The organism is Pedobacter gandavensis, assembly GCF_014172405.1.
Classification (GTDB): Bacteria; Bacteroidota; Bacteroidia; order Sphingobacteriales; family Sphingobacteriaceae; genus Pedobacter; species Pedobacter gandavensis.
In genome coordinates this window covers 66,811-83,855 of the sequence record NZ_WNXC01000006.1, presented here as the reverse complement: position 1 = coordinate 83,855, position 17,045 = coordinate 66,811, and the positions used below count along the sequence as shown (strand labels likewise).

At 41.3% G+C, this 17,045-nt stretch carries 13 protein-coding genes; 11 read left to right on the top strand and 2 right to left on the bottom strand.

Translation table 11 applies throughout. The features are described from left to right. The first annotated feature begins 6 nt into the window (after window positions 1–6). The 3 genes from GM920_RS16085 to GM920_RS16075 all read left to right on the top strand — a co-directional run bounded on the left by GM920_RS16085 (window position 7) and on the right by GM920_RS16075 (window position 4,978). Window positions 7–1,530 carry a RagB/SusD family nutrient uptake outer membrane protein gene (locus GM920_RS16085; RefSeq protein WP_182959375.1) on the top strand — a complete coding sequence of 508 codons (1,524 nt, stop codon included), beginning with the start codon at window positions 7–9 and terminating at the stop codon, window positions 1,528–1,530. A gap of 181 nt (window positions 1,531–1,711) precedes the next feature. Further along, window positions 1,712–3,586 (top strand): alkaline phosphatase, encoded by a 1,875-nt coding sequence (locus tag GM920_RS16080; RefSeq protein ID WP_235964555.1) that lies wholly within the window; start codon window positions 1,712–1,714, stop codon window positions 3,584–3,586. Window positions 3,587–3,625: 39 nt separating this feature from the next. Next, window positions 3,626–4,978, top strand: a complete 1,353-nt coding sequence (locus GM920_RS16075) for a PhoH family protein (RefSeq protein ID WP_182959373.1) — start codon at window positions 3,626–3,628, stop codon at window positions 4,976–4,978. A 171-nt stretch (window positions 4,979–5,149) separates the two neighbouring features. On the opposite strand, the gene GM920_RS16070 is transcribed toward GM920_RS16075, so the two are convergent. After that, window positions 5,150–5,689: a GIN domain-containing protein gene (locus GM920_RS16070; protein WP_182959371.1), complete on the bottom strand. Its 540-nt coding sequence runs from the start codon at window positions 5,687–5,689 to the stop codon at window positions 5,150–5,152. A 264-nt stretch (window positions 5,690–5,953) separates the two neighbouring features. On the opposite strand from GM920_RS16070, the gene GM920_RS16065 reads away from it, so the two are divergent. Genes GM920_RS16065 through GM920_RS16050 form a run of 4 tightly spaced genes read left to right on the top strand, consistent with a single transcriptional unit; the run spans window position 5,954 to window position 8,598 of the window. Continuing rightward, window positions 5,954–6,466, top strand: coding sequence for a hypothetical protein (locus GM920_RS16065; protein ID WP_182959369.1), 513 nt, complete (start codon window positions 5,954–5,956; stop codon window positions 6,464–6,466). A 56-nt stretch (window positions 6,467–6,522) separates the two neighbouring features. Then, window positions 6,523–6,981, top strand: coding sequence for a DinB family protein (locus tag GM920_RS16060; RefSeq protein ID WP_182959367.1), 459 nt, complete (start codon window positions 6,523–6,525; stop codon window positions 6,979–6,981). Then, on the top strand, window positions 6,978–7,283 hold the full coding sequence (locus GM920_RS16055; RefSeq protein WP_182959366.1) for an antibiotic biosynthesis monooxygenase family protein: 306 nt from the start codon (window positions 6,978–6,980) through the stop codon (window positions 7,281–7,283). Before GM920_RS16060 ends, GM920_RS16055 begins: the two co-directional genes overlap by 4 nt. A gap of 49 nt (window positions 7,284–7,332) precedes the next feature. Beyond that, window positions 7,333–8,598, top strand: a complete 1,266-nt coding sequence (locus GM920_RS16050) for an ATP-binding protein (RefSeq protein ID WP_182959364.1) — start codon at window positions 7,333–7,335, stop codon at window positions 8,596–8,598. A 5-nt stretch (window positions 8,599–8,603) separates the two neighbouring features. On the opposite strand, the gene GM920_RS16045 is transcribed toward GM920_RS16050, so the two are convergent. After that, window positions 8,604–9,464, bottom strand: a complete 861-nt coding sequence (locus GM920_RS16045; RefSeq protein ID WP_182959362.1) for an EamA family transporter — start codon at window positions 9,462–9,464, stop codon at window positions 8,604–8,606. Window positions 9,465–9,593: 129 nt separating this feature from the next. Here GM920_RS16045 and GM920_RS16040 point away from each other — a divergent pair, with 129 nt between their 5' ends. The 4 genes from GM920_RS16040 (at window position 9,594) to GM920_RS16025 (ending at window position 17,032) form a co-directional block, all read left to right on the top strand. Then, window positions 9,594–11,069: an arylsulfatase gene (locus GM920_RS16040; protein WP_182959360.1), complete on the top strand. Its 1,476-nt coding sequence runs from the start codon at window positions 9,594–9,596 to the stop codon at window positions 11,067–11,069. A gap of 116 nt (window positions 11,070–11,185) precedes the next feature. Further along, a complete protein-coding gene (locus tag GM920_RS16035; protein ID WP_235964554.1) occupies window positions 11,186–12,583 on the top strand; it encodes a TolC family protein in 1,398 nt (465 codons plus the stop codon). 12 nt (window positions 12,584–12,595) lie between these two features. After that, complete coding sequence (locus GM920_RS16030) at window positions 12,596–15,874, top strand: efflux RND transporter permease subunit (RefSeq protein ID WP_182959358.1); 3,279 nt, start codon at window positions 12,596–12,598, stop codon at window positions 15,872–15,874. A 54-nt stretch (window positions 15,875–15,928) separates the two neighbouring features. Further along, window positions 15,929–17,032, top strand: a complete 1,104-nt coding sequence (locus GM920_RS16025; RefSeq protein WP_235964553.1) for an efflux RND transporter periplasmic adaptor subunit — start codon at window positions 15,929–15,931, stop codon at window positions 17,030–17,032. The last annotated feature ends 13 nt before the right edge of the window (window positions 17,033–17,045 follow it).

Genomic DNA, 17,045 nt, shown 5'->3' with positions numbered 1-17,045 from the left:
AGAAAAATGAAACAAAATATAAAGTATCTGGCCATTGCAGCATTGGCAATTTTAAGCGCATGTAAAGATCAGCTGAACATTATTCCGGAAGGGGCACCTTCCGCGCAGAATTTCTGGAAAACATCAGAAGACGCTGTTAAAGCAGAAAATGGTTTATATGAGAAGTATAATGATGAGAATTTTTATGGGAGAGGGATGTTTTGGTTTATCAATGCCAGCGATGATATGGTGACTGGAAGGAATAAACCAGAGGCTGATAACATTAAAAACTTTAATAAAACTTATGTGGGTGGTGGATATACGGAAACACAGTGGTCGATGCGTTATGCCGTGATTAAACGTGCCAATGATATCATTAAGAATGTTCCAGGAATCCAAATGGATGAAAAGCTGAAGAAACAGGTGATTGGGGACGCTTATTTTAATGCCGCATTGGTGTATTTTCAATTGGCTGCCAATTACGGAAATGAGAAAGCAGGGGTGCCGATTGTAAGTTTAGATACGGATCCTTCAAAGGCGATTCCTAGGGCTAAAAATGTGAATGAAAACTATGATTATATCATTCAGTTGTTTTTGAAAGCTGCAGACCAATTGCCTTTGTTTTCTGAGATGAAAGCCGCAGATTATGGGAAAGCACATAAAACTGCTGCCTGGGCATATTTGTCGAAAGTTTACCTGTATAAAAAGGATTATGCCAATGCCGCGAAATATGCAGATATGGTGATCAATTCTGGTCAGCATGATCTGATCATGACTAAGTTTTCCGATGTTTTCAAGGCCTCAAACAATTGGTCAAAAGAATACATCTGGTCAGTGGTGTGTACCCCTAGTGGTGGTGGTACAGGTTGGGGAAGTAAACTACCTGGGGTTATGCTCACCAATAAAGGATGGGGGATTTACAATGGATGGGGATATTACCTGCCAACTAAAGAGTTGTATGATGCTTATGAAGCAAATGACCAACGTAGAGAAGCCACTATTTTGAAAACCGGTGATAAGTTCTTTTACTTTGGCCAGGAACGTAGTTTTACTAAAGACGGTGGGGCGACTTCTGATTATCAGTTTAAAAAATATATGGAGCCTTTCTCCTATGAGAACCCAATTCCTTCGCATGTTAACCCTAATGGCGATAATGGGACTACAGATTTGAACGTGCCATTGATGCGTTTTGCAGAGGTATTGTTGATCAAGGCCGAAGCGGCTATTATGTTGACCGGTGCCGGAGCTGCTGATACTGAACTCAACAAGATCAGGCTTCGTGCAGGACTATTGGCGAAATCGGGAATGAACCTGGCCGATCTAAAACGCGAACGTCGCAGTGAGTTGGCCGGAGAATGGGCAGACCGCCACAGAGATCTAGTGAGATGGGGCGATGCACAGGCAACCTACGCTTTGCCTTTACATGATTCACAGGGCAATGTGATTTGGCCATCCAGAGCATTTAACCCTCAGGTTCATGATGTTTGGGCGGTTCCGCAACGAGAAATTGACAACAGTGCCGGGGTGATTACTCAAAACCCAGGCTGGTAAACAGCAAGGGTTTTTACCTGGAAGTTTAAGTATCACCTTTTTGGTTTAAGACCAGATTGGTGATACTTTTCATTTTATAAGATCTTTTAGATCAAATCATTTTTAAAACAATTTTATTCTTTTGATTCGAAATAGGTTCATCCTGGTCATCATTTGAATGAGCTAAGATTCAAAACAAAATATGGACTTAAAAAATATCATTCATGCAGCAGTTTTTGCCGGAGTCTTACTGGCAATGGACGCCAGCGCGCAACATACTTTAAGCTTTAATTCCGGTCATAGTCACAACGATTATCACCAAAACATTCCATTGTTAACCGCCTATTATGCGGGGATGGGTGCAATTGAAGCCGATGTTTTCTTGAAAAACGGCGTGTTGTATGTTGCCCATGATCCCTCAGAAATTAAAGCAGATGCCACATTAAAAGCGCTTTACCTGGAACCCCTCGCTAAATTTCACAAGCAGAATGGCAATAAACCTTATGCAGACCCCAAAATGAAACTGCAGTTGGTGATTGATATCAAGGAGAATTATCCAATGGTATTGGCACAATTGATCAAAGACCTTTCTGCTTATCCGGGCGTTTTTAACGATCAAATGAGCCCTGATGCCATTCGGATTGTGATTAGTGGAGATGTTCCTAAACCTCAGAATTTTGAAAATTATCCGGCTTATTTATCATTTGATGGCAGGCCAAATGTCAATTATACACCTGATCAATTGAAAAGAATAGCGATGATCAGCGATGATTTGAAAAATTACACTTCCTGGAATGGGAAAGGAAATCCAACGCCAACTGACCTTGCGGTATTGAAAAAATTGATTGATGCAGCACACTCACAGCATAAGCCCTTTAGATTTTGGGCAACACAAGACAGCCCAAATACCTGGATCGTGCTGGAACGGTTGGGTGCAGATTGGATCAATACCGATCAACCAGGAAAACTAAAAGATTTCTATGTTCATAAGGATAAACTGACCTATACTAATCCAGTCGCCTATCCGGTATATACCCCGGAATATAAAGTAGATGGCATTGATAAACCGGTTAAAAATGTAATTCTGTTGATCGGTGACGGGATGGGCCTTGCACAGATTCATGCCGGATATATTGCCAACCATGGACAGCTAAATATCAGCAAGGTCCATAATATTGGTTTTTCTCAAACGGCTGCTGCTGATGCTGGAAATACAGATTCTGCTGCGGGTGCTTCTGCAATGGCCATTGGTGAGAAAACAAACAATCGTTATATCGGGCTTGGACCTGATGGAAGAAAACTCACCAATTTGGTAGATACACTGGCAGATTATGGGATTAAAAGTGGGATTATCAGTGTTGGAGACCTCACGGATGCCACTCCGGCAGCATTTTATGCCCACCAAATAGATCGTGCCATGTCGGAAGAGATTGCAGCGGATTTATTGCAAAGTAAAGCGGAGATCTTAATCGGTTCCAATCAAAAGAGTTTCTTGAAAAACAAGGATGGCAATTTGATCAGCAAACTGAAAAAACAAGGTTTTCAATGGAGTACTGAGGCTGCAGATTTTTTTAAACAAACGCAAGGTAAGCATTTAGTGGTATTGCCGGATAGCGCCACGAGACCTGTAAAGAATGGGCGAGGTGATTTATTGAAGGCAAGCTTGCAACATACGTTGAAAATATTATCAGCGAATAATAATGGGTTCTTTATCATGGCTGAAGGTGCACAGATAGACTACGGAGGTCATGTGAACGATTTACCTTATATCGTGACGGAACTTCACGATTTTGACCGGGCTGTTGCTGCTGCATTACAATTTGCAGATCAAAATAAAGAAACATTGGTACTCATTACTGCCGACCATGAAACCGGTGGATTGACCTTATTAGATGCTTCTGCCGAAAACGGGATGGTGACGGGGTCATTCAGTACCAACGACCACACGAATATCATGGTTCCTGTATTTGCTTATGGTCCGGGATCAGCTGCGTTTAAAGGAACTTATCAAAATCAGGAGTTGTTCCATAAATTGCTTAAAGTGATGGATTTGAAGAAAAGAAAGAAGCTGAAGTAATGCGGAAAGATTTCGAGAAATTCGTTAATTTTAGGTACCATGACTAAAACCTACTTAAAGCGTAATTCTGCGAAAAAAAAAATCTTTGTATTGGACACTTCGGTGATCCTCTATGATCATAATGCCTTTAATAATTTTCAGGAACATGATGTTGCAATTCCGATACAGGTTTTGGAAGAATTAGACAACATGAAAAATGGGAATGAGACGCGGAACGCAGAAGCCAGAAGTTTTATTCGTTTGATGGATCAGGCCTCTGGAGAGAAAATGATGAGCCAATGGATTCCATTGAAGGGGGCTAAGCAGGGACATTTTAAGGTGGTCATGGATAAGAAGCCGAATGTGTTTGATGCGATCGCCATATTTGGGGAAGGGAAATTTGACCACCGGATTTTAAATGCAGCGTTGAGCTTACAGGAGGAGTTTCCGGAAAAGAAAGTGGTTTTGGTTTCGAAAGACATTTGCTTGCGGTTAAAGGCGAAATCCATGGATCTTCATGCGGAGGATTATGAAACGGGGAAAGTCAAAAATGTAGATGCGCTTTATACCGGGAAAACGATGCTTCCAAATGTGGATGCTCCAGTTTTTGAGGTCTTAAAAAATGAAGGAATTATTTCAGCCAGCTCACTGGGGCTAGCGACGGAGGCCGGAAATCATTTTTATATCCTGAAAAGTAAACGAAAAATGCTGACTGCTTTTTATGATGTGCAAACAGATCAGCTTATCCGGCTGAAACCGCACAAAGTTTTCAATATTTCTCCTAGAAATGAGGAACAAAGCATGGCAATCAATGCCCTAATGAATCCTGCCATTAAGCTCGTCACCATTCAGGGGAAAGCAGGTACAGGGAAAACATTACTGGCGATTGCAAGTGCTTTGGAAATGCGTAAAGAATACCGTCAAATTTATGTGACCAGGCCAATTGTGGCTTTAAGCAATAAGGATATCGGTTTTTTGCCCGGAGATGCGAAATCAAAGATTGACCCCTATATGGCGCCGATATGGGACAACCTGAGGTTCATAAAAGAGCAATACCAACATGATCCTAAAACTCAGGCGAGGATTGAAGAGTTTGTGCAAACGGAGAAAATTTTGATTGCTCCTTTGGCCTATATCAGGGGGCGCACGCTGACAAAAATATTTTTTATCGTAGATGAAGCTCAAAATCTGACTCCTCATGAAATCAAAACAATCATTTCTCGTGCAGGGGAAGATACCAAGATTGTATTTACTGGAGATATTTACCAGATCGATACTCCTTATTTGGATGCAGAAAGTAATGGCTTGTCTTACTTAATTGAAAGTGCTAAAAATCATCCGCTATACGCACACATTACGCTGGACAAAGGAGAGCGAAGTGAATTGGCTAATTTGGCCAATGACCTATTGTAGTCGCGTTTTCCTTTATAAATTATAGGATTTAAATAAAAAAAACCGCTCTTCTTTAGAACGGTTTTTTCGTTTTGTAACCTCATGTTAAGGTTACCTATCAGGGCTTCGGCTATTTTTAATCCTTTACAGGACGATCATTTTTTTGATGGTGTTGGAGGAAGTGACTCCTGCTTACAATTTTGCAATGATAAAATCTGATTGGTTAAGTTTAGAAACATCATTTCTAACCAGGTTGTGTTCAGTTGTTGAGCCACTTAATTTTAAATCAGATTTTCCATTCATCTGTGTGTACAGGCTACCAATAGTTGCATTCACGTTTGCTTTAGCATTGTCTTTTAGGAAAATTTGAAGTACAGCCAAGTCAAATGAGCCACGGGTTCTTACGCTTGCAGTTTCTGCAGCATCAATTCTCTGTAGGTCTTTTACATGTACATAAATGGTGCTTTTGTCGGTTGAGTTAATGTATAAAGTGTATCCTTTTTGTTGAACAGTAGTGTTGCTGCTTTGAACTTCTTCAGTGCTGTTGATGCTTTCTGTATTTCCCTGTATCAGGATCACTTTTGCATTTCCGGTTACCACTACTTTATTGAATTTTACGGTTGCGCTGTTGCTGGCTGGTGATTTCTCTTTAGCGAAAGTATGGAAAGCTGAAGAAGTTAAAATGATAGCTGTTAAAGCAGAAGCGAATAGCGTTTTGATGGAAGTTTTCATGTCTTTATGTTTTAAGTTTTTTAAGGTTTTTTGTAGATAAGACCTGCTCAAAACAGAAAGGTTACGCCGTTTTCTGGTGCTTTAGACCATACTAAAAGAACGGTCGACGAATAGCCGTAACTTCTCGACCAATCGACGAAATTATTTTCGTCGATGTTATTCAGCCTTTCGTCATCTTTTTAATGCTTTATGATTAGTTACCATAGGTCAACAATCCGGGGGAGAATAAACTGGAAATTTGTCTCATCATAAATAATAAATGACATGGGACATCTCCTCAGAAAAAAATCATTAAATGTAAATGAAATCCTAAATCGGGTAAATACTGAAAAAACATACTTTGTGTATACGGATAAGGCAGTTCGTATGGTTAAAATTGGGGTATTTTTATTGTTGGCTTTTGTGATTGGTAATCGATTTTATCAAGCCGATGCAGCCGTGATGCAGGTACGTCCTGTGGAGATGGTGGCTGGTAAAACTCTTTTTGGAGCAGCCTTAAAAGATGTAGACGTCATTGACCTGTCTGCTATAAAGTCTTTTATGAAAAATAGAACAACAGCGGAATTGAAAATTAAAGGGTTGGTATCGGGCTTGACTGATCAGGGGCAATTAGAAATGATCCTGGAAGATGGCAGTTTGCTTACAGTGAACCATCAATTGAAAATAGAAGTGGCTAGAAGCTTGTTGTCTAAAAAAGTGGTGATGGACGGAAAGCTGTATAAAACAGCTGAAAAAGCAAGCTTGATCTATGATGCGGATAGTTTAACCGTCTTATAATAACTTCAATAATTGTTTTAGGAATTTTCTAACTTGTCCTTCATAAATTTGATTTTATGAAGGATTACTTTTTAAAACTCCTGGCATTTGACCACTGGACAAATGTTAGGCTAGTTCAGTCCATGCAAACGGCGACAACTGTTCCGCAACGGGCAAAAGATCTTTTTAATCATCTGCTGGCAACCACAAGGGTATGGCGGAGTCGCATGGTTGGAGAAATGCAGGATGTGGAAGTTTGGGAGAATTTTGAAGCGCAGGACTGGCCGCAATTGCTGGATCAGAATTATCAGTTGATGGTTGGTTTTTTGGAACAACTGGAGGCAGCAGACTTTCAACGTCAAGTACAGTATTACAACACCAAAGGTGTTTCTTATGAGACCCTCATATCGGATATCTTAACCCATCTTATTGTTCATTCAGGATATCATCAGGGACAAATTGTGAGCCTGATCAAGCCTTTCCTCAGTACTCCTCCAGATTTAATGTACATCACTTATACCCGCGAAAAGAAATGATTTTAGAAGTAGCCATATTAGACGTTATTCCACAACACAGCCTTTCTTTTGAGAAGGATTTTGAAAAAGCATCCAGCATCATCAGTAGCATGAAAGGATATCTTGGACATCAGTTACAACGCTGTTTAGAGCTGTCAAGCCGTTATATCTTATTGGTCAACTGGGATCAACTGGAAGACCATACCATTGGTTTCAGGCAATCACCGGCGTATCAGGACTGGAAAGCACTGCTCCATAAATATTATAATCCTTTCCCAACGGTGGAACATTATGAAGTAGTGTTCCAATCAAAATATAGGTAAAACCTAAACAAAACCTTAAATTTGAATTTCAAACTCCAATCAGCTCATCATGGCCAATAATGTAAACATCACTTCCACGGGGATTAAAAAGGTTTTGCGTCTCTACAATGAAAAACAAGCGCTTGCAGAATACATCTGGAATGGTTTTGATGCTAAAGCGGACACGATTTCGATTGATTATACTGCGAATGCACTAGGTACCATAGAAAGTTTAAGTGTTGCTGATAACGGCTATGGGATCAATTTTTCTTTATTGAAAGATAAGTTTAATCCTTTTTATGAATCTGAAAAAGCGTTGGAGCAACGAATTCATTTACATAAGTCGACGATGCATGGTAAGAATGGTGTAGGTAGACTAACTTTTTTCACTTTCGCCCATTCAGCGGAATGGAACACCACTTATGAAGAAAATGGTCTTTTCAAAAATGGAAGTATTCAGGTAGCCGTTGGAGAATTGAATCACTATGAAGCGAAGCTGTTAAACGAAGATGTAAAGGGAAAAGCTACCGGAACTAAGGTTTCATTTTCAAACGTACAGTTTTCAGAACAATCGATGGAATTGAGCATCATTCCTTATTTACAAGCTGAGTTTTGCTGGTTTTTGGAACTACATAAAAACAGGGGTTTCTCTATTTTCATTAATGGCGAACCTTTAGCTTATCAAGATAATATCATCGATCAGGAAGATGGACTGGTTTTTAGATATCCAGAAAGCAATACCATATTTAAGGTGAAATTCATCCAATGGAAGGAATCGCTGCACAAAGAATTGTCGAAGAACTACTTTGTGAACCATAAGGGGCAGGAAGTTTATAAAGACTACACCACACTGAATAAAAAGGCTGATGAATATTATCATAGTGTTTTCATCGAGAGTGAATTCTTTGATGAATTTGATTTTAGCAGTACTGATTATGAGGCCCAGGTAAAGTTGTATGCCCGTACGAAATCTTCTCCGGAGTATAAGTTTCTGATTAAAAAAGTGAACGAGTTATTGAGGGCTAAAAGGAAGCCTTTCCTGAAAGAATTCTCGAATAAACTGATGGAGAAGTACGCCTTAGAAGGTGTCTTGCCTGATTTTCAGGAATCCGAAGCTGCGCAAAGAACCGATCTTGTTGAAACTTTGAAATTAATGTATGAGCTGCAACCTAAACTATTTAGTGGTTTAAGTATCGATCAAAAGAAAGCTTTCGTGAGGTTAACTCATGTGCTACTTAACTCCAATGAAAGGAGCCAACTGTTCCAGGTGATCGAAGGGATCGTAGAATTGGAAGCAGAAGAAAAAGAGGAGTTATCTAGCTTTTTAGCAGGATAAATCCTTTATAAGACCTCTTTTTTAGAAGTCAGGGTTGCTCCAGCACTCGCAATCACTACCAAAGCAACTGCAAGGTATTCCAGCAGGGAAAGGTGTTCATGTAAGAATACGATTCCAGCTAAAGAAGCCACAGCAGGCTCCATACTCATCAGAATACTGAAAGTACGAGCTGGCATTTGCCCCAGGGCACTCATTTCTAAGGTGAAGGGAATGGCACTTGATAAAAGAGCTAATGCGGCACCCAGGAGTAAAAAAGTGGGCGTAATTTGACTAAATCCTCCACCAATAAATCCAAAAGGAACGACTAGTAAGGTGGCGAAGATCATTCCTACAGAAACGGCATCACCGCCTTTCATAATTTTAGAAATCCGGCTACCAAGAACAATATAAGTTGCCCAGAACCCCCCGGCCAATAGAGCCAGTAGTACACCGATTAAATCCAAGCCTTGGTTAGACCACGGCGCAATTAAGGCTATTCCCGCTGCCGCAAGCAATACCCATAGGTAATCCAAGCCGCGTTTAGAGTTAAATACCGCCAATAATAAGGGGCCAATAAACTCAAGAGTAACGCCCAACCCTAGAGGGATCCGTTTGATGGCCATGTAAAAAATCACGTTCATCGCACCCAATGCCAAACCATAAGGAATTACCGCTTTCCATTGTTGTTTCGTTAACTTAAATAAGTTTGGACGATTCACAACCAATAGAATAACTGCAGATAGTCCGATTCTTAAAGAAGCGGTAGCAGTTGGGCCAATAGCTGGGAAAAGTCCTTTTGCAATTGCTGCACCTGCCTGCACACTAATGATGGCCAATAACACTGCGGGTAATGGTGGAATGTTAAGCAGGCTATGTTTTTTCATCATTGGAGGGATTAAATGGTAGGTAAATCAAACATTTAGTTGCTTGATTGAAATATTGTCCCGAATTGGGAGCGCAAAATTACGAAAAGCATACGACAATATTTTATCGATCTTTCTATATCTTAGACAGCAATGAAAAAACTTATTTTATTTGTCGGGATGCTCATTCAATTTTCCCTCATATTGATCCCGCATGATGGTTGCTTGGCGCAAAAAAAACCAAATGTCATTTACATTTATGCCGATGACCTTGGCTATGCAGAAATCGGCGCTTATGGGCAACAGAAAATCAAGACCCCAAATCTGGACAGGATGGCAAAAGAGGGGATGAAGTTTACAGATCATTATACAGGTACACCAGTTTGTGCACCGGCCAGAGCGATGTTGATGACCGGTAAACATGCTGGGCATGCCTATATTCGCGGTAATTATGAACTGGGTGGTTTTCCAGATAGCGAAGAACGCGGCCAAATGCCCTTGAAAGAAGGTACTTTTACCCTTGGTCATTTGATGCAGCAAGCTGGTTATAAAACTGCGCTTGTTGGAAAATGGGGACTTGGTATGAACGGGACTTCCGGTTCGCCTTTGAAACAAGGATTCGATTATTATTACGGATTACTGGATCAAAAACAAGCACATAGTTTCTACCCGACACACTTATGGGAAAATGACCAAAAGGATACGCTGGACAATACTTATATCTACGTTCATCAGACCTTAGACCCTAAAAAAGCGACAGCTAAAGATTTTGATCGTTTTAAAGGAAAGGTGTATGCGCCAGAAAAGATGACCGAAAAAGCCTTGTCATTTATCGATCAAAATAAAGAAAACCCTTTCTTTTTATACCTCCCATATCCATTGCCCCACGTTTCTTTACAAGCACCAGATGCTTTTGTGAAACCTTATATCGGGAAATTTGAAGAGCAGCCATATTATGGACAACAAGGATACGCCCCAAACCAGTATCCTTATTCGACCTATGCCGCAATGATCACCTTTTTAGATGCACAGGTGGGGATCATTCTCAAAAGAATAAAAGATTTGGGGTTGGATGAAAATACCATCATTATGTTTTCCAGTGATAATGGAACGACTTTCAACGGAGGGGTAAATGCTGAATATTTTCACAGTGTGGCTGGCATGAGGGGACTGAAAACGGATGTATATGAGGGAGGGATTAGAGAACCATTTTTAGCAAGATGGCCTGGGAAAATCAAGCCAGGATCTACCAGTAACCTGATCTCTGCACAATATGATCTTTTGGCTACGTTGGGGGAACTGACAGGGCAAAAGGTGGCAAATACCGATGGAACCTCCTTTTTACCTACTTTATTGGGTAAAACTAAAGCGCAAGTCAAGCATCCATACCTATATTTTGAATTTCCTGAAAAAGGAGGGCAGGTTGCGATTCGTATGGGAGATTGGAAAGGTGTCCGTACCAATGTGAAGAAAGATCCAAATAGTCCATGGCAGGTGTATCATTTGAAAACCGATCGCAACGAAACTAAAGACCTGGCAGCGAGTCATCCAGATTTGGTTGCCCAATTTCAAGCCATTGTGAAAAAAGAGCATGAGGATTCCCATGCGAAGGATTGGAACTTTTTGTAACCCAAATGTCATTAAGATGTAATCCTGTAAATTATTTGATTTTCATAACTATTGGTTTGAAAGTAATACTTTGATTTTAGAGTCAGCAGATAAATTTGTGGTGTAATATATACACCATGCCTAAACCTTTATTGTTTATGGTCGTAATTACCGGGTTTTTAATCCTGAGTACGACTAGTACCTATGCACAAACGCTCTATTTAAAAGATGCGATCAATACCGCCTTGAGTAATTACGGGAGTATTAAGGCCAAAAAGAACTATGTAAGTGCTTCAGAAGAAGGTCTTCAACAGAGCAAGAAGGATTACCTGCCCAACCTTAGTTTATCTGCACAACAGGACTATGGAACGATTAACGGACAGAATGGACCTTCTTATGGTCTTGGTGGACTGGGGGTCGCTTCGAGTGGTCCAGCCTTTGATCAGCAAAATTGGAATGCTGCTTTTGGTGCCCTGTATCTTGCCAACATCAACTGGGATTTCTTCAGTTTTGGAAAGATTAAAGAACGGGTAAAAGTATCCGAGGGAATCCTTAAACGGGATCAACAAGATCTGGTTCAAGAGCAGTTTCAACAGGAAATCCGTGTTTCTGCCGCATACCTTAATTTATTGGCCGCACAAAGATTGCGGAAGTCGCAGGAAAACAACCTTCAAAGAGCCATAACCTTTAAAAATACGGCTGTGATCCGGGCAAGCAATGGCTTAATTGCTGGTGTAGATTCATCTTTGGCTAAAGCCGAGTTATCCAGCGCAAAGATTGCTTTAACGAAAGCAAAAGATCTGGAGCAGGAACAAGCCAATAGATTGGGCGTGTTGATGGGGGTAACGGTAACGAGTCTGGAACTGGATACCGCTTCAATTACCCGAATTCCTTTGCATTTATATGCAGATAGTATTCTTCAACAAAAATCACATCCTTTATTGCAATTTTACCGTAGCAAAGTAGACCTGAGCAATGAACAAGCCCGATTGTTTCGAAAATCGTATTACCCAACGTTCTCTATGTTTGGCGTGATGCAGGGCAGGGGGTCCGGATTTAGTTCAGCTTATGCGCAGCAACAGACTGCATTTACCAGAAATTATGTGGACGGGATTAATCCGGTACGCGGAAATTACCTGCTTGGCGTTGGTATGGTATGGAATCTGACCACGATCCTGAAAACACATCCCCAGGTCAGGGCACAGGAATTCCTTTCTAAAGGACTTCAAAACGAGTATGATCTTGCCGAACAGCAATTACAAGCACAGGTGGCTATCGCCGATACGAAATTGAAAAATGCGATCGACAATTATAAAGAAGCACCGATCCAGGTTAAAGCTGCTGCAGATGCTTATTTACAAAAGAGCACTTTATATAAAAATGGACTCAGCACTATTGTAGACCTTACCCAGGCACTATTTGTCCTCAATAGGGCGGAGACCGACCGAGACATTGCCTATAACAATGTCTGGCAAGCCCTTTTGTTAAAATCAGCTGCCCTTGGGAATTTTGACCTGTTTATCAACGAATTTTAATTAACGACCTCCATGAATTTAATACGTTTTGCACTTCGTAAACCAATCTCAATCCTGGTGCTTGTTGCCGGATTGTTTTTCTTTGGAATCGGTGCCATCAAAGATATCAAGGTAGATATTCTACCGAAAATGAACCTTCCTGTGATCTATATTGCACATCCTTTTGGGGGGTATACACCTTCTCAAATGGAAGCCTATTTTGGAAAACAGTACATCAATATCCTGCTTTTTGCCAATGGAATTAAAACCATAGAAACAAAGAATGTGCAGGGGCTGATGCTCATGAAGCTGACTTATTATGAAGGAACGAATATGGCGCAGGCTGCTGCAGAGCTCAGCTCGCTTTCCAATAGGGCACAAGCGATTTTTCCACCAGGCTCACAACCGCCGTTCATCATTCGTTTTGACGCGTCCTCGTTGCCTGTCGGACAATTGGTGTTGAGTAGTCCTATCCGCAGTAATAATGAGTTGCAGGATTTTGCGAATACCTATGTACGGGCATCTTTTACGGCTATTCCAGGTTTATTAGCTCCTGCTCCATTCGGTGGGAGTGTGCGGACCATTGAGATCAACGTAGACCCCGAATTGCTGCGTGCACATCAGCTGACGGTAGACCAGGTGGTAGAGGCGATTAAAGTTAACAACCAGACCGCACCTTCAGGAAACGTCAGAGTTGGTGATAAAAATTACCTGACACCTACGAATTACACGATAAAAAAGGTAAAAGAATTTGAAAACATTCCGTTGTTTAAAGGAGGGGTACAGAACCTTTACCTCCGTGATGTAGCGGTGGTTAAGGATGGGGCAGATGCGACTGCTGGATATGCATTGATCAATGGAAAACGATCGGTTTATTTGAGTATTGCCAAGTCTGGAGATGCCTCTACCTGGGATGTGGTGAGTAAACTGAAGGAGAACCTGCCGATGATTCAAAATACACTGCCGGAAGATGTGAAACTTTCTTATGAGTTTGACCAATCGGTATACGTAATCAATGCGGTAAAAAGTTTGATCAGTGAAGGGGTAATCGGGGCCTTATTAACGGGCTTAATGGTGTTGTTATTCCTTGGGGATAAACGTGCAGCGTTGATCGTAATCCTGACGATTCCTACTTCCATTATAGCAGGTGTATTGTTTCTAAAACTTTTCGGACAAACGATCAATATTATGTCCTTGAGCGGATTGGCACTGGCAATTGGAATTTTAGTAGATGAGTCGACAGTAACGATTGAAAATATTCACCAGCATTTTGACATGGGGAAACCCAAGGCTTTAGCCATCTGGGATGCCTGTAAAGAGATTGCCTTTCCGAAATTATTGATCTTGTTTTGTATCCTGGCCGTATTCGCTCCTGCATTCACGATGACAGGCATTCCCGGAGCATTGTTTTTACCACTGGCACTAGCCATTGGCTTCTCTATGATTGTGTCTTTCTTTTTATCTCAAACTTTTGTGCCCATTATGGCCAACTGGCTGATGGTTGCGCATCCAAAGAAAGCAAAACCACATGCAGATAATATCACTGATGATGAAGCCATCTTTCTGGAAACAGGACTAAGTTTGGAATCAGAAAAGGACACCCTGAATCAAAAGAAAATTTTAGTAGAAAGGGAAGATTTTGACAATGATGGTAAACTGGGGTTATTTGAGCGTTTCCGAAACCGGTTTATGCGTTTTCTGGATCGGATTATGCCTTATCGGAAACCGGTAGTATTGGGTTATCTGGTCGTCATAATTGCTATTGCGGCAATTTTATTGGCCAATATCGGAAGAGACGTATTGCCAAAAGTGAATTCCAGCCAGTTTCAATTGAGAATGCGGGCACCTGATGGAACCCGCCTGGAACGTACTGAAGAGAAAGTGCAGGTGATATTGGCAGAGTTAAAGAAAATGGTAGGAGCGGAACACCTCGCCATTACTTCAGTGTATGTCGGCCAGCATCCAGCTTTGTTTTCTGTGAACCCGATATATTTGTTTATGGCAGGTCCTCATGAAGCGGTTTTCCAGGTGGGATTGAAAGATTACCATGTAGACATGGAAGAGTTTAAAGATTTACTCAGGGCCCGCGTGAAAGCATTGGAACCTGATGTTAAATTGTCATTTGAACCGATAGAACTTACCGATAAAGTTTTGAGTCAAGGCTCCTCTACTCCAGTGGAGGTCCGCATCGCAGGAAAAAACAAAAAAGAAAATGAGGTTTACGCGAAGAAGATCATGAAAGCGTTGAATGGTATTCCTTATTTGAGAGATGTGCAGATTGCGCAGCCCATTAAGTATCCTTCGCTTAACATCAACATTGATCGGGTTAAAGCGGCACAGCTGGGCGTCGATTTAAATGATGTGTCAAGATCTTTGGTGGCTTCCACATCTTCTTCCCGATACACAGATAAAAATGTCTGGGTGGATGAAAAGATTGGTCTTGCTTATGGTGTTCAGGTACAGGTTCCGTTCAATAAAATGAGTAGTAAGGAAAACCTGGGAGAAATTCCTCTTTTGAGAAATTCTAACCGTCCGATATTGAGTGATGTAGCCAGTATCAGCACGGATACTACTTATGGAGAGAATGACAATGTGGGGGCGACGCCTTATCTATCAGTCACAGCCAATCTAAATAAAAAAGACCTTGGAACTGCATCGAAGGATGTCACTCAAGCAATTAAAGCATTGGGCGAATTGCCAAGAGGGCTTGTGGTGCAACCAGTAGGTATGATTAAGGTGCTGGACGATACACTGAGCAGTCTGCAATCCGGACTTTTAGTGGCTATTGTAGTGATCTTTTTGATGTTATCCGCTAACTTTCAATCTTTCAAAGTTCCATTAGTCATTTTAGCAACCGTACCGGCGGTCGTATTGGGTGCATTATTGTTATTGATGTTAACGGGTTCTACCTTAAATTTACAATCCTATATGGGGATTATTATGTCGGTTGGGGTGTCTATTGCCAATGCCGTACTGTTAATCACCAATGCGGAACATCTGCGTAAACACAATGGAAATGCGCTGGAATCGGCGAGAGAGGCGGCAGCTTTAAGGATTCGCCCAATCATCATGACCACGGTGGCTATGATTGCGGGGATGTTGCCTATGGCGATCGGACATGGAGAAGGTGGTGATCAGGTTTCTCCATTGGGAAGAGCGGTAATCGGAGGTTTAATTGCCTCTACTTTCGCCGTATTGGTTATCTTACCATTGGTGTTTGCCTGGGTACAGGGAAAGGTTTCTACGGAATCGATTTCTCTTGATCCTGAGGATGAAGAAAGCAAACATTACATCAAAGGATTGTCCGAATAATTGAAAGATAATCCCCATTTTAAGATCAGACATTAAGTTATAAAACATACAGAGATGAAAAAATATATATTACCATACACCATTTATATCACTGGGGGGATGGCACTTTTAACCTTGCTGAATGGCTGCACAGCTACCGCAAAAAAAGATACCGTTGCCACTGAAAAAGCTGCTCCGATTGCTACGTTTAAGCTTCAGAAGGAAAAACTTTCGACAGCTTTACAGCTTCCTGGTGAGCTCAGCGCTTTTCAGCAGGTGGATTTGTACGCAAAGGTGAGCAGTTTCGTGAAAACTTTAAATGTAGATATCGGTTCAGAGGTGAAGAAAGGTCAATTGTTGATGACGCTGGAAGCTCCGGAAACCAATGCGCAACTGGCAGCAGCAAAGAGCAGGTTGAAGTCTCAGGAAGCATTGTATATGGCCAGTAAAGCACATTACGACCGCCTCTATGAAACCAGTAAAACTCCAGGTACCATTTCTAAAAATGATTTGGATCAGGCTGTTGCTCGTAAAAATTCTGATTTGGCACAATTTGAAGCGGCAAAAGCGTCCTATCAGGAAGTGGGATCGCTAAGAGATTACCTGGAAATTCGTGCGCCTTTTAATGGAAAAATCACGGCAAGGAATGTGAATTTAGGGGCTTATGTAGGTCCTTCTGGGAAAGGTTCGGAATTTCCATTATTCACCTTACAGGAGCAAAAGAACCTCCGTCTGGCCATTGCTATTCCAGAAGTGTATACCGGGTACCTGAAAGCAGGGGATGAAGTGAGTTTTACAGTAAGGTCATTGCCAGAGCAAGTGTTTATTGCAAAAGTAAAGCGTTTGTCTGGAGCATTGGATTTACGTTTACGTTCAGAAAAGGTAGAAATGGATGTCCCAAATGAGAATAAACAGCTGTTGCCAGGAATGGTCGCAGAAGTTCATATCCCACTTCCTGCGAATGCCAGCACTTTTATTGTCCCTAGAAAAGCAATTATTGAAACCGCAGAAGGTACCTATGTATGGAAGGTGGTAGGAAATAAAGCGGAAAAAGTAAACGTAAAGAAAGGTAGAGAAACCGAGGATCAGACGGAAATTTTCGGAACACTGACCATTGGTGATGAACTTGTTACAAGTCCATCAGAAGAATTGCGTGCAGGAACGCCAATCAAATCCTAAATTTGCCTTAACA